Genomic DNA, 13,125 nt, shown 5'->3' on the forward strand with positions numbered 1-13,125 from the left:
AAGGGTATTGCATTATGAAATGCTGAATTGAAGAGGAGTATTAGGCAATGTTGAAGCTTGACTGAACGGGCAAAGTGATTCTGATGATAGCAGACGAACTGAACGAGACGAAGCGCCGCCTAGGCGTTGAAAAAATCAAATCGCGCTGCAAAGTTATAGGGGCCCTTATTCTGCGGGATATGCGGACGCGTTTCGGTAGATCCCATTTAGGATACCTTATCGCAATCGCGTGGCCACTCGTTCATCTGACTGTAATCGTCTGCATGGTTTCTTTGGCAAACCGGGTGATGCCTCTTGGAACGGAACCATCAGTTTTCGTTGCGACAGGAGTAATTCCTTACATCTTGTGTCTCTATCCAGCCCGTATGATGTGTTTTGCAATTGACAGCAATAAATCTCTTTTTCTTTTTCCAGTAATAAGGCCGATTGATATGATTGTCGCTCGGGCAGTCGTTGAATTTCTGACAGCTTTTACTGTTGTTTTCATTTTTTGTATAACGTTGTATGCGTTTGGAGTTGATATAATGCCTCCTAACGTCGCATTATGGGCAAGTTCTCTCTTAGCAACTGTTTATTTTTCTATATGTTTTGGTGTTTTGAATACTGTTTGCTTTACTTTATTTAAGATGTGGAATGCGATTTTTATCGGTTGCATTTTAATAATGTACGCATCTTCTGGAACGTTTGCGTTGCCCCAGACGTTTTCGCCTGAGGTGCGTGCAATTATCTGGTTTAATCCTCTTTTGCACTGCGTTGAATGGCTGAGGTCGGCTTACTATGAGGGTTACGGTGATGATATGCTATCTAAAACATATCTTTTATGGTTCTCCACTTTCCTGCTGTTTTTAGGATTGACGGGCGAACGATTTTTGCGAGGGAAATTGATGTCGTCATGATCAAGTTGTCGAATGTTTTCAAATTTTATCGAATAAAAGGAGGAATGAAGATCATACTTGATCATGTATCTCTCGATTTGAGGCCGGGTATATCCTACGGCATATTGGGGATAAATGGTGCTGGTAAATCAACAACAATGCGTTTGCTTGCTGGTACCGAGCTTCCAAACTCAGGCACCATTCGGCGTACGTCGCGTATATCTTGGCCACTCGGATTTGGGGCTGGATTGCATCCAGAGATGACCGGAAAGGAAAATATCCGTTTTGTTGCTCAAATATATGGCCAAGAGCCGAGACGGGCAGTCGAGTTTGTGGAGGACTTTGCGGAGATTGGGGCTTACATTAATGAGCCCTATAAAAATTACTCATCAGGCATGGCTCAGCGTTTGGCGTTCGGTTTGTCAATGGCGATTGATTTCGAATGCTACCTTATAGATGAGGTCACGGCGGTGGGGGATGCGCGGTTTCAAGCCAGGTGCCACGAGGAGTTTGCTAAACGGCGCGCAAGGTCTGATATCATCATGATATCACATTCTATGGATACTGTTCGGGATTATTGTAGCAGGGCTATTGTGCTCGCGCATGGTGTGATGCATGAGTTCACGAATGTCGATGACGCTATTGAGATATATAAAAAGCTCAATCAGTAACCTGTGGTATCACTGTCGTTTTGCCGCATTAAATATCACCAATTAGGTCAATCGACGGACTTTAGTGGACAGTAGCGAAGCTGGTTTGGCAAACGTAAAGTTCCGCAGTTATGCAAACCTACTGGAACCTGTCATTAAACAAAACTGAGAGATATGAGCGAACTCACCCATCCACATGCCAATGACACATCAGAAGTCATCAATGGCGAGGTCTTTGCGGCAGCAATTTCTATTGAATTGCGGCGAGTTGCTCGGCGTGCACGTGTTCCGAAGCCTATAAGTTCAGGCGGTGGTGGATTTCGAGCTCGACGCTCTGAAAAAATATTCAAAGCTTTGTTGGTAGGATCTTGCGTTTTCATTTTTATAATACCGTCGTTTATAATGGGAGTTTATCTTTATTTTTTTGCTGCAGATCAATATGTGGCAGAATCTCGCTTTGTGGTTAGTTCCTCTCAGCAGTCAAGTCTGGAGGGAATGGCTAGCATCTCAAGCATTCTGAGTGGCACAAAAGGACAAGACGGTTTAATCGTTGCCGACTACGTCAGTAGTGGCGCAATGTTGGACGCTCTCAATTCTAAATTCGATGTACGAAAGATGTTCTCCCCTGGGACGCGCGATTTTATTGCAGAGTTACCAACTGACAGTTCACGCGAAAAGGTCCTCAAATTCTGGGAAAGTCACGTTTCCGTGTCGGTCAACCGAACGTCTGGTTTGGTGACAATGAAAATTAGAACCTTTTCACCGAATGATAGCCTTGCACTTTCCAATGCGATTCTCGAGCTGTCAGAGGGTATGGTTAATAAATTGACGCATCGCAATGAGGTCGACGCTTTCGGGCGGGCTGAAGACGAGATGCATTTAAGCAGAGAGAAATTGGAGCGCGCGACAGCCAGTTTGCGCGATGCACGCAATTCGGCTGGTGTGCTCGATGTCACCATAACCGCTAAGGCCTATGCGGACGTTGTTTCGCAACTGCGCTTAAATCTCTCAAAGATAGAACAAGATATTGCGGCGATGACGAAAGTTGGCAGCGCAACAGCTCCTCAGGTAATAGCATTGAGGAATCGCGCCTCGGCACTCAAGGATCAGATTCAGCAATACGAAAACAGCATTGCCGGTGGGGCAATCAACATAAAAGACCCAAATCAAAATCTTGCTCAACGTGCTTTGGAACTTAACCAAAAGGAACTAGAGCTCAAAATTGCACAAGAGGAATATGCCTCGGCTGTTGCTGAGTTTGAAAAAGTACGCCTTACATCACAGCAACAGCAGGCCTATCTTGTGCCTTACATTACTCCGAATTTGGTAGAGGAATCAAACTATCCTAAAAGAGGCTTGGTTCTCTCCATAACCGTTGCAATTTCTCTGTTGATCTGGTCCGCGTTTGCCGGTCTTGCGACACTCGTACGGGACCATATGGCATAGGCGGATAATCATGCTTTTCAATATAGACACTGATATGGGAAATACAGTCGGTGGTTGGTTGGTTCTTGATAATCCAAGTGACATCCCCGTCTTTCGTTTCTCCGTGGCCGGTCGTCAAGATCTAATTTTCAAATCAAATGTTTTTCGGAGAGATCTACAGGATATCGGAATACATACAACGGGTATGGCCGGTTTTCACATTGACGAGCAAATTGTTCCAGATTTGTCTAGTCTAAGCGAATTCGTTTTAAGGGAGGCAACAACTGGGCTGCCGCTCTACGCTAGATATAATCCAGATCGGCATCTAGCGCAGAAACTAATTATAATTGACACCGGGCTTTTGCCGCAAATGAGGTCCATGCATCTTCTTATGGATTTTTTTGCAATTCGTTATCCAATGATTGAACGGTTTTCTCTTGAAACCGTCTCTTCTGTTCTAGGGCGGAATTTTTTTCAATCTGTTGTCGTGTCTGGAGATGTAAATTGGATAAGATTATCGGATACAATTGAAAAATCTGGGTTTAAAGCAATAACATTGCTTCGAGATCCGTTTGAGGAAATGGCGGAAAAATTTATTTTTCTTAAAAGAATCGCCGATCATCCTCCGAGCGCATCGTCAATGCCGTTGATTGAGAAATATAACGTTCTACTTCCGTTGGTTAAGGATATGGATTTCGGAAACCCGAAGTCGGTTCTATCTTCATTACGGGGTTTAACACGCGAGCAACGGCGATTGTTGCGGTCTCCTGTAACCTACGCCTTTGGGGCATCGCCAGATGAAGAGCTCCAACGTCGCAATGTAAGTATTGCGTTGGATAATCTGGCGAAGCTTAATCTAGTAGGTATTCGGCCGAGATTTGAGCAATATGTTGCATCTGCTTCATATTTGCTTGGAGCCCCAATCTTTGCGGGGGTCGAGTTGAAATTTTTGCCTTTTACTGGAGATTTGGCTGCCACACTAGCTGGCATTGGCATTGCCTGCGATCTTTTGGATGAGGATATTGCTTTATATTCGTTTGTCCGAGAAGCGGTTGAAGCTGCCATTGAAAATAATTTTAATGTTCAACCAAGCGAAGATGTAATTCGTGGCGGGATAGCCTGAAAAATGAAAATCGTAGACAGGTTTCGTAACAGGATCACATATCTAAGTTCTCGTGCACCCGATGTGTCAGACCAAGAGCACGATCAAAAGGAAATTCAGTCGAACGAAATTATTGGACGGGTTCTCGCCATATTGCCTGCTCGGTTAATGCGGCGACCTATCAGCGATAGCAATGTTCCTCGTATCGTCTATCCATCTGTACCGTCAACGGGGCGTGGAGGATTTTTTTACTATTCATTCCTTTTATTTGTTGTGATTCCGTCTTTTGCTACTTTGATTTTTTCTGCTTTTTGGGCATCAAATATTTACGTGGTTGAGACCAAGATGACGGTCCGCCAAGCGATCGATCCGGAAACTAATGGCACCTCTTTGAGTGGTACTGCATCGTCAATTCTCAGCAGTTTTGGTCTTTCTCAATCATCTGGAACGGCTCAAGACACGTTGATTGTTTTAGACTATCTCAAGAGCCGCGCGGTAATTTTAGATGTTGGCGGGCGAGATACGATGGAGAAGTTCTACAACCGCCCGGCGCTGGATTGGTTGTCAAAATTAGGCTCTGAAATTGATCTTGAAGCACTTTGGTCCTATTGGCGCAGCCACGTACAAGCTTCTGTTGATACGCAATCTAATATTTTAACACTGAAGGTGGAAGCGTATACTCCACAGGATGCTTATGATTTGTCGTCTTCTATTCTCCAAAGTAGCGAAAATTTAATTAATCGGATTTCGTCGAGGAACCGTCAGGACGCTCTCAACCGTGCAAAAGAAGAAGTAGATAGAAGCATCGGCCAGTTGGCAGACGCCCGCTCTGAAATGCTGGCTTTCCAACAGAAAATCAATTCTCTTGATCCGGTGGAAACGGCAAAGCAGATTATGTCGCTGACATCTTCTTTATCTCTAAAAAGAATAGAGCTTGAAACAGGTATAGCCTCTTCAAGTCTTTCTGGAGCGACTGATCGTCCGGGTGATCGATATGCTAAAACCCAGTTGGAGGTCATCAATTCACAAATCGAAAACCTAAAGGGACTGTTAACGGCTCCGGATCAACCCTTATCAGTGTCTCAACAGCTTAAAGAGTTCGAAATCCTTAAGCTACGCCAAACTTTTGCCGAGCAAATGTACACTCTGGCTCATACTAGCTTCGAAGAAGCACGTCGTAAACTTAGCAAACAACAACTTTATGTAGTGGTCGTGGTGCCGCCATTATTGCCTGAAGAGGCGCTTTATCCGCAGCCATTTATAAATATGGCCCTCGTCTTTTTCGCTTGTTTTATAACTTGGTCTATTATGTCGTTGGCAATAGCTGCTATAAAAGATAGTGAATAAGGTTATACTAACGTTTGATCTGGGAGACCATGACCATGTGTGTTTCGGCGTGCAAAAATTGACCCATTAGCGGGGTGATCGGCGTCCAATTTTGGCTCTGACTCACTTTTGATGAATTCTGGGCGTTGGCCGGCGTTGGTTTTGCAAAAGGAATCAGCGCCATGGTTCATTCGCTTCGCCCCTCCGCACTTGTGCCTCGAGGCTTTGTTATCGATAAGACAGCTTCTGCTGGCGACGCAATAATACTCGCTGTCCGATCGGCGGATATGTTCAGCCGTTGTCCAGGCTGCGGAACAAGATCGGAGCGGATACACAGTCGTTATCATCGACGCCTGACGGATCTTCCTATCGCGGGAAAGTCCGTGCGATTGGTTATTGCCGCACGCCGGTTCTACTGCGACGCAGTGCTGTGTGGCCGAAGGATTTTTACCGAGCGCTTCGAAACAGATGTCCTGGCGCCGTGGGCGCGGCGTACTGCGCGGCTTGATCATATGGTCCATCATCTCGGGCTTGCTTTGGGTGGGCGACCGGCGGCGACTATCGCCTGTAGACTAATGGTGCCGGTCAGCAACGACACCTTGCTGCGTGTCGTCCGACGGCGTGGCACCCCGCGTTTCGTTCCGCCGACGGTAATCGGCATCGACGACTGGGCGTGGCGGCGCAACCAACGCTACGGGACGATCATCTGCGATCTCGAACGGCGCAAAACCATTGCGCTTCTGCCGGACCGAGAGCCAGCAACCGCTCAGGCCTGGCTTTCGGATCAACAACAGATCAGTATCGTCGCCCGCGACCGCGGTGGCGCCTACGCCCTTGCAGCAGCCAAAGCGGTGCCTGAGGCAACCCAAGTGGCCGATCGGTGGCACTTGATGGAGAACGCCAGTCGGGCATTCCTCGACGCCGTGCGCAAATCCATGCGGCAGATCAGAACGGCAATTGGGTCCGCAACGATCAACCCGGACCTGCTGACGGCCGCTGAGCGGATCCAATATCAGGGATATCTTCATCGAGAAGATACAAACGCCGCGATTTTGGACTTAGCCAAGTCCGGTGTTGCAATCAAAGAAGTCGTTCGTCGCACAGGGCATAGTCGTGGCCTCGTCAGGCGGGTGTTACGCGGTCAGCGATCCGACGTGTTCCGCGTACGAGAGAACTCGCTTGAGGTTTATCTGCCATGGCTCGACGCCCAGTGGAGTGCCGGTCACCGCAATGGCACACAGTTGTGGCGAGAGTTAACGCGCCAGGGGTTCCGTGGCTGCCTTCGCGTCGTAACCGAGTGGGCGACGCGAAGACGACGGGCGGAAAAGATGAACTGCGATGCGTTGAGTCGTACGCCATCGGCACGGACTGTCGCACGCCTCATGACCATCGGTCGCGACGATCTCTCCAAGTCTCAGACCGTTACGATTGCCGCGATTGAAGGCGGAGTGCCACGACTCGTCGAAGCGCGGGAAATCGTCGGTATGCGCCGCCTCCATCCCATTGATTCCGCGTGTTTGTGAACATTGAGGTTTGTGCCAGAAGGTTTTCGGCAAGAGCTGGAGATTTGGCATGGCGGATGGTGAGGGATTTGTCGGGCGATGCGAAGTTGTCGAGCCTCGTCGTGGAAACCGGCGATGGCCCAATGATCTGAAGGCGCGGATTGTAGCGGAAAGCCTTCAGCCCGGTGCGCGGGTTGTTGATGTTGCGCTGACTTATGATCTTGCTGCGCATCAGCTTTCGGACTGGCGACGGCAGGCGCGTCAGGGTCTTCTGGCGTTGCCTGCCGAACTGATGCCATCCATGCCGGCCGTGCCTTGCGACAATAGCGGCTCACTCGAGCCAGCCTTTGTGCCCCTGGCGATTACGACGGAGCCGCAGGAGGCTGCCGATGTATCGCCAGTTCCGGAGCCGGTCGCGGCCCCTTCGGGGATCGTGACTATAGAAATAGATGCAGACCTCGTTGTGAGGGTTCCCGGCGACGTGCCGGTTGGTCGGGTTGCAGCCTTGGTGCGGGCGATGCGAGGGACTGTATGATCGTCGCGGGCCAACGATTACCGATCCTGATCGCGACGCGGCCGGTGGACTTTCGCTGTGGTCATCAGGCGCTGGCATTGATGGTGCAGACCGAGTTGAAGCTTGATCCGCATTCCGGGGTCACCGTGATCTTCCGGTCGAAGCGCGGGGATCGCCTAAAAATCCTGGTATGGGATGGCACCGGAATGGTGCTGATCTACAAGGTTCTGGAGCAGGGCAATTTTGCCTGGCCGAAGGTGCAGGATGGAACGATGCGTCTTTCTCGGGCTCAATACGAAGCCTTGTTCGAAGGTCTCGACTGGCGACGAGTTATGGCGCAGCGGGTAACGGCGCCGAGTGCGGCAGGATGACTCACCGGCTTGATTTTAGCATTGTTTTATTGGGCTTTTCTGCTTCGGTTTGCTATGAAGACATATGTCGCAGCCGATCGATCTCAGCCAGTTCCCGGACCTTCCTGTCGAGGTATTGAACGCCTTTGCGGCGGTGCAGTTCGAGCTGTCGGTTGAGCGCGCGGCCCGTCAGCATGAGCAGGCGGTGGTGGCCGAAAAGGACGCCTTCATCACCGCGCTGAAGGAATTGATCGAGAAGCTGGAGAGCCAGGTTCAGGACTATCGCCGCACGAAGTTCGGGCCAAAATCGGAAAAGCTCGATCCGGCGCAGATGGAACTGGCACTGGAAGATCTGGAGACCGCGATTGCCGAAACGCAGGCGCAGATCGCCTTCGTCGAGGAAAAGATCGCGGCCAGCGGACCCGATCCCGAAAAGGCCGCCCCTCGCAAAGCGCGCAAGGCACGCGCGCTGCCCCAGAGCCTACCGCGCGTCGAACAAGTGATCGAGCCCGATAGCATTGCCTGTCCCTGTGGTTGCGGCAACATGGTCCGGATCGGCGAAGACCGGACGGAACGGCTCGATCAAATTCCTGCGCGCTATCAGGTGATCGTGACAATTCGCCCGAAATACGCTTGCCCGAAGGGCCGCACGGGCGTGGTGCAGGCGAAGGCGCCGGCGCATTTGCTGGAAGGTAGCTGGCCGACCGAAGCCCTATTGGCGCAGATTGCCGTGTCCAAACATTCCGAACATATGCCGCTGAACCGGCAGGCGGCTGTCATGGCCCGACACGGAGTGCCGATCGACCGCACGGTCCTGGCGGATTGGATGGGGCGGACGGGCGCTGCGATCGCGCCGGTGGTAGACCATATGGCCAAACGCCTGATGTCGGAAAGCACGCGACTGTATGTCGACGAGACTACGGCCCCGGTGTTGGATCCGGGGCGCGGCAAGACGAAAACCGGTTATCTCTGGGCTATTCTGCGCGACGACCGCGGCTGGAACGGATCTGCGCCGCCGGGCGTGGTGTTCCATTATCGGCCCGGACGTAACGGCGAATATGCCGCAGAAATCCTCGATGGCTTCAACGGCACGATCCAGGTCGATGCCTATGGCGGCTACTCCCACCTCGCCACGCCAAAACGCACGGGCGGCGATCCGTTGAGTCTGGCCTTCTGCTGGGCACACGGCCGCAGAAAGCTGATCAAGGCCAAGCCAAAGAAGGGCTCGCCCATCGTTGACGAGGCGCTGTTGCGTATCGCCGCTCTCTACAAGATCGAAGACAGCATCCGAGGTTGTGATCCTGAACATCGCCGGGCTGTCCGCCAGAACCTGTCCCGCCCTCTGGTGGACGAGTTCTTCACATGGCTGACAGCTCAGGCCGCGCGCGTCTCGCGCAAGTCCGACCTCGGCAAGGCCATGGCTTATATGCTCAAACGTCAGGACGGCTTCCGGCTGTTCCTGGACGACGGCCGCGTCGACATCGACTCCAACCTCGTCGAAAACGCGATCCGTAGCCCGGCCATGAACCGCCGCAATGCTCTCTTTGCCGGCCATGATGAAGGCGGCCGTAATTGGGCCCGTTTCGCCAGCCTGATTGGCACATGCAAGATGAACGGTGTTGAACCATACGCCTACCTGCGCGATCTCTTCATCAGTCTCGCAAATGGCCACCTCGCCAAAGACATCGACGCCCTCATGCCCTGGGCCTATGCGCAACGGATCAGCGCCTCACAATGAGCTCGTCCGGGACTCCCCGACGTGCTCATAGGACCATCTCCAAGCGCTAGACCCGACCTTTGCAACAGGGAAATCAATGGGACGGAGACGCCGCATACAATCGTCGCCGCTTTCCAAGCCATGATCCGCAAGAAATCTCTTGCCGATCTCGAGCCGTGGTTGGAGCGCGCCCGATCAAGCTTGGTCGCGGCCTTCGCCAATGGTGTCGCCAAAGACCGGGCAGCCGTAAGTGCCGCGATCAGTTCGACGTGGTCAAATGGACAGACAGAGGGGCAGATCACCAAGCTGAAGCTTGTAAAACGCCAGATGTACGGTCGAGGAAAAATCGACCTCCTCCAGGCGCGCGTCATCGGAGCCGGATAGGCTTTCGGCCACCAAAATTGCGTCAGAGCCAACATTGGACGCCGATATGGGGTCAACTTTCCGCGCGGATTGACAGACTTGGAAAAGGCCCCAACTGACAGCCATGAGGCCGGCTGCTTGATTGATAGAACACATCTGTTCGATCCGGGCATATCGATCTGACTGCGTCAGCGGGTACTTGACATCACCCCATTTTGGCCAAGCCAGCCCAGCCTTCACCGCTTCCGAGCGCTTGGGCTCCTTGAGGTTGCGAAAGAAGACATGACCTCGGGCAGAACGATCGGGCGGTTCTGAGCGTCGAAGCCCCTCCCCCTTGCCTCGACGGCAGCGACGCTGCGCAGTGCCGCCACCTCACACCCGATGCGGCGCGCACCGCGAACGAAATCATCGAGCGACAAGCGCCGCGCGGTTCCGATAAAATTCATTGTTTTACCTATTTGCTGAAGATCAGGTCGCCCCGATACTTGGATATCAGGTTTAGAATGTTACAAAGACGACCTTGTCCACACCCATTAAGGGTGATACCGATTTTTACGTTAAAAACGGAGGTGGGCATGGAAAAGGGGATAGTTTCATCTCATTGGGATGATCGATACGAAACAGGGGTTAGGTCGTCTTGGTTTTCCAGTAAGGCTGTCGGATCTGAGTTGAACCGACGCATCACTGGTTCCGATAAGTTTTGGCTCTGGTGGGTCTTCAATGAATACCTCCAGGAAAAGCCAAAGCGAATTATTTCCATTGGATGCGGCGATGGAGCCCATGAGCTAATTATCGCTCGCAACCACTGGGCTGAATCCGTCGACGCCTTCGATTTGTCGCCAATTGGCATAAGGCAAGCCGCAGAAACAGCGAAGGAAGAAGGCATAAACGCCAACTTCTTTGTGCGCGATTTCAATGACTTTATCCAGAATCCCGGCGGAGACTACGACGCGGCGATTTTCATTGGATCGTTGCACCATGTAACCGATCTCGAAGGCATGCTGGGAGCCGTCAGGAAATCACTCGTTCCGAACGGCCACCTCATAATCAACGAGTATTGCGGGCCGTGCTACAACATCTACGACAAGAAGAGAGTCGACCTGCTTAACAGCGTTATTCGCTCGATTTCTGTGCCCTATAAAAGGCACCCCGATGCCAAGTGGGTCAACCATAGCATCGAGCATGTCTTTGCCGTAGATCCATCCGAGTCCGTCAGGTCGTCGTTAATTCTTCCATTTCTCGAGTTTTATTTCGACAAGGAGATTCATCGACCTTTTGGTGGCGCTTTGCTCCATCCGATATTCGACTTGCTCAACGCCGAAAAAATCAACGACGGGTCGGAGGACTCCGACACCGTCGTCAAAATGTTGATCGAAATGGAAAACCAGCTCCAAGCGAACGGCGTCATTCCGAGCGACTTTATGTTCGGCGTCTACCGCAACTCGAAGGTCTAATCATCCTGGTCGGCTGATGGTTTGATTGCCATCAGCCGTTCGTCACTGGTACAAATTGTTCCGGATATGTCATAAAATTGCCTGAACTTGTATGGCGTAACGTCAACATGAAGGTGTTGTTCCAACGTATGCTTGATGCCGGTTGGGCCGCTTAGCACCCCTCAACATCAGCGGGTGCTTTCATCGTCTACTTGATGCCAGTGGCTTGTTGCATCATTTCGATGCTCCTTGTTCCAGGGCCTCAATGCGGGCCAGAGATTTGGAAAGCTCGCGTTCCAACCATGCTTGGCGCATGACTAAGAATTGGTCATATCGGATGCCCACTATGCTTTTTTGCGTACCATCTTCATCGAGAACAGGCTTCTTGACCTGTCGTGTCTTTGTCACCGTAGAGGTTACAGAAACACTGTAGGTAACTTGCACCGATGGCATCGCCTCGACGGATTCCGTCATTGAACCGCCCCGGGTTTGCTGGAGACCTTAACTCGTGAGAAGTAGGGTCTATGACAAGTAAAACGACGAACAAATTTTCACCTGAAGTCCGTGCCCGAGCCGTGCGGCTTGTTTTCGATCATGAAGCCGAACATCCGTCTCGGTGGGCTGCAGTCTCGTCGATAGCGGCCAAGATTGGCTGCTCGGCGCATACACTGCATGAGTGGGTCAAGAAGACTGAGGTGGATACTGGTAAGCGCGCTGGATTGCCGAGCGAGGTGGCCGAGAAGATGAAGGCTCTGGAGCGTGAGAACCGGGAGCTTCGTCAGGCCAACGAGATTTTGCGCAAAGCGTCCGCTTATTTCGCCCAGGCGGAGCTCGACCGCCCACTGAAGCGATGATTTCCTTCATCGACGAACATCGTTCCGTGCTCGGGCTCGAGCCGATCTGCAAGCTTTTGCCGATTGCCCCGTCCACTTATTATGAGACCCAGGCCAAGCGGCTGGACGTGGATCTCCTGTCGCGCCCGTTGCGACATGTCCTTGAAGATAGAGATACGCCGGGTGTTCAATGAGAACTTCCAGGTTTATGGCGTGCGGAAAGTCTGGCGGCAGTTGCAGCGGGAGGGTTTCGATGTTGCCCGCTGCACCATTGCCGGTCTCATGAGAACGATGGGTCTTCAGGGCATCATTTGCGGCAAGCCCATTAAGACCACCGTATCGGACAAGGCTGCTCCATGCCCGCTCGACCGGGTCAATCGTCAGTTTCGTGCACCGAGGCCGGACATGCTGTGGTTTTCCGATTTCGCTACGCGGTCCTTCGGTTCACGTATGTCGCCACTTGGCAGGGCTTCGTTTACGTCGCTTTCGTCATCGATGCCTTCGCCCGCCGCATCGTCGGTTGGCGAGTGAGCCGGACCGCTCATGCGAGTTTCGTCCTTGATGCTCTGGACCATGCGCTCCATGACCGGCGGCCCGTCCATCGTGGCGGGCTCGTCCACCACTCGGATCGCGGCGTGCAATATGTCTCCATAAAATACTCAGAGCGGCTGGCGGAAGCCGGAATAGAACCCTCCGTTGGCAGCGTCGGCGATTCTTACGACAACGCTCTCGCGGAAACGATCAATGGTCTTTACAAGGCCGAGGTCATTCATCGCCGAGGGCCGTAGCGAAACTTCGGAGCAGTCGAATTCGCCACACTTGAATGGGTCGACTGGCTCAACCACCGAAGGCTGCTGGAGCCCATCGGAAACATTCCGCCAGCCGAAGCCGAGGAGCAATACTATGCTATGCTGGACGAACCAGCATTGGCCGCATAACTTAAACCAAACGGTTCCGGCAAAACCCGGGGCGGTTCACTCCGCTTACCATTCTTGCTCCCTTTATCGAGATTTCACGGCAATAGTTCATCGATCC

The 13,125-nt window shown here is 52.0% G+C and carries 12 protein-coding genes, 3 pseudogenes and 1 other annotated feature; of the genes and pseudogenes, 12 read left to right on the forward strand and 3 right to left on the reverse strand.

Features of this window, described 5'->3' with window-relative positions; genetic code table 11:
- Positions 1-83: 83 nt before the first annotated feature.
- The 10 genes and pseudogenes from ASB66_RS07305 to ASB66_RS07355 all read left to right on the forward strand — a co-directional run.
- On the forward strand, positions 84-896 hold the full coding sequence (locus tag ASB66_RS07305; RefSeq protein ID WP_060717985.1) for an ABC transporter permease: 813 nt from the start codon (positions 84-86) through the stop codon (positions 894-896).
- Positions 893-1,546: an ABC transporter ATP-binding protein gene (locus tag ASB66_RS07310; protein WP_060717984.1), complete on the forward strand. Its 654-nt coding sequence runs from the start codon at positions 893-895 to the stop codon at positions 1,544-1,546. Before ASB66_RS07305 ends, ASB66_RS07310 begins: the two co-directional genes overlap by 4 nt.
- Positions 1,547-1,699: 153 nt before the next feature.
- The gene (locus tag ASB66_RS07315; RefSeq protein WP_147274019.1) at positions 1,700-2,971 is read left to right on the forward strand and encodes a KpsE/RkpR family capsule polysaccharide export protein; all 1,272 of its coding nucleotides are present in this window, start codon (positions 1,700-1,702) and stop codon (positions 2,969-2,971) included.
- Positions 2,972-2,981: 10 nt separating this feature from the next.
- A complete protein-coding gene (locus tag ASB66_RS07320; RefSeq protein WP_060717982.1) occupies positions 2,982-4,073 on the forward strand; it encodes a hypothetical protein in 1,092 nt (363 codons plus the stop codon).
- A 3-nt stretch (positions 4,074-4,076) separates the two neighbouring features.
- Entirely contained in the window at positions 4,077-5,399 is a 1,323-nt protein-coding gene (locus ASB66_RS07325; RefSeq protein ID WP_147274020.1) for a KpsE/RkpR family capsule polysaccharide export protein, read from the forward strand.
- A 161-nt stretch (positions 5,400-5,560) separates the two neighbouring features.
- Positions 5,561-6,862: pseudogene (locus tag ASB66_RS07330) on the forward strand (ISL3 family transposase); the annotation flags it as partial.
- An 88-nt stretch (positions 6,863-6,950) separates the two neighbouring features.
- Positions 6,951-7,415 (forward strand): IS66-like element accessory protein TnpA, encoded by a 465-nt coding sequence (tnpA, locus tag ASB66_RS07340; protein WP_081088899.1) that lies wholly within the window; start codon positions 6,951-6,953, stop codon positions 7,413-7,415.
- Entirely contained in the window at positions 7,412-7,765 is a 354-nt protein-coding gene (tnpB, locus tag ASB66_RS07345; protein ID WP_060716442.1) for an IS66 family insertion sequence element accessory protein TnpB, read from the forward strand. The genes tnpA and tnpB overlap by 4 nt, the downstream gene beginning before the upstream one ends.
- A gap of 64 nt (positions 7,766-7,829) precedes the next feature.
- The gene (gene tnpC / locus ASB66_RS07350; protein WP_060716441.1) at positions 7,830-9,482 is read left to right on the forward strand and encodes an IS66 family transposase; all 1,653 of its coding nucleotides are present in this window, start codon (positions 7,830-7,832) and stop codon (positions 9,480-9,482) included.
- A gap of 99 nt (positions 9,483-9,581) precedes the next feature.
- A pseudogene (locus tag ASB66_RS07355) lies at positions 9,582-9,845 on the forward strand (transposase); the annotation flags it as partial.
- Here the strand turns inward: ASB66_RS07355 and ASB66_RS27110 are convergent.
- Both ASB66_RS27110 and ASB66_RS07365 read right to left on the reverse strand, forming a co-directional pair.
- Positions 9,735-10,064, reverse strand: a complete 330-nt coding sequence (locus tag ASB66_RS27110; protein ID WP_081088887.1) for an N-acetylmuramidase domain-containing protein — start codon at positions 10,062-10,064, stop codon at positions 9,735-9,737. The pseudogene ASB66_RS07355 and the gene ASB66_RS27110 sit on opposite strands and share 111 nt — an antisense overlap.
- The gene (locus ASB66_RS07365) at positions 10,061-10,270 is read right to left on the reverse strand and encodes a hypothetical protein (RefSeq protein WP_060716334.1); all 210 of its coding nucleotides are present in this window, start codon (positions 10,268-10,270) and stop codon (positions 10,061-10,063) included. The genes ASB66_RS27110 and ASB66_RS07365 overlap by 4 nt, the downstream gene beginning before the upstream one ends.
- A gap of 129 nt (positions 10,271-10,399) precedes the next feature.
- Here ASB66_RS07365 and ASB66_RS07370 point away from each other — a divergent pair, with 129 nt between their 5' ends.
- Positions 10,400-11,278 carry a class I SAM-dependent methyltransferase gene (locus ASB66_RS07370; RefSeq protein WP_060716335.1) on the forward strand — a complete coding sequence of 293 codons (879 nt, stop codon included), beginning with the start codon at positions 10,400-10,402 and terminating at the stop codon, positions 11,276-11,278.
- Positions 11,279-11,491: 213 nt separating this feature from the next.
- Here the strand turns inward: ASB66_RS07370 and ASB66_RS07375 are convergent, their stop codons facing one another.
- Entirely contained in the window at positions 11,492-11,731 is a 240-nt protein-coding gene (locus ASB66_RS07375; protein WP_060716336.1) for a hypothetical protein, read from the reverse strand.
- 50 nt (positions 11,732-11,781) lie between these two features.
- Here ASB66_RS07375 and ASB66_RS07380 point away from each other — a divergent pair.
- A pseudogene (locus tag ASB66_RS07380) lies at positions 11,782-13,028 on the forward strand (IS3 family transposase).
- Positions 12,066-12,182: a sequence feature (AL1L pseudoknot), on the forward strand. It overlaps the preceding pseudogene by 117 nt.
- Positions 13,029-13,125: the final 97 nt, after the last annotated feature.

Source organism: Gillisella vitis, assembly GCF_001541345.2.
Taxonomy (GTDB): domain Bacteria; phylum Pseudomonadota; class Alphaproteobacteria; order Rhizobiales; family Rhizobiaceae; genus Allorhizobium; species Allorhizobium vitis.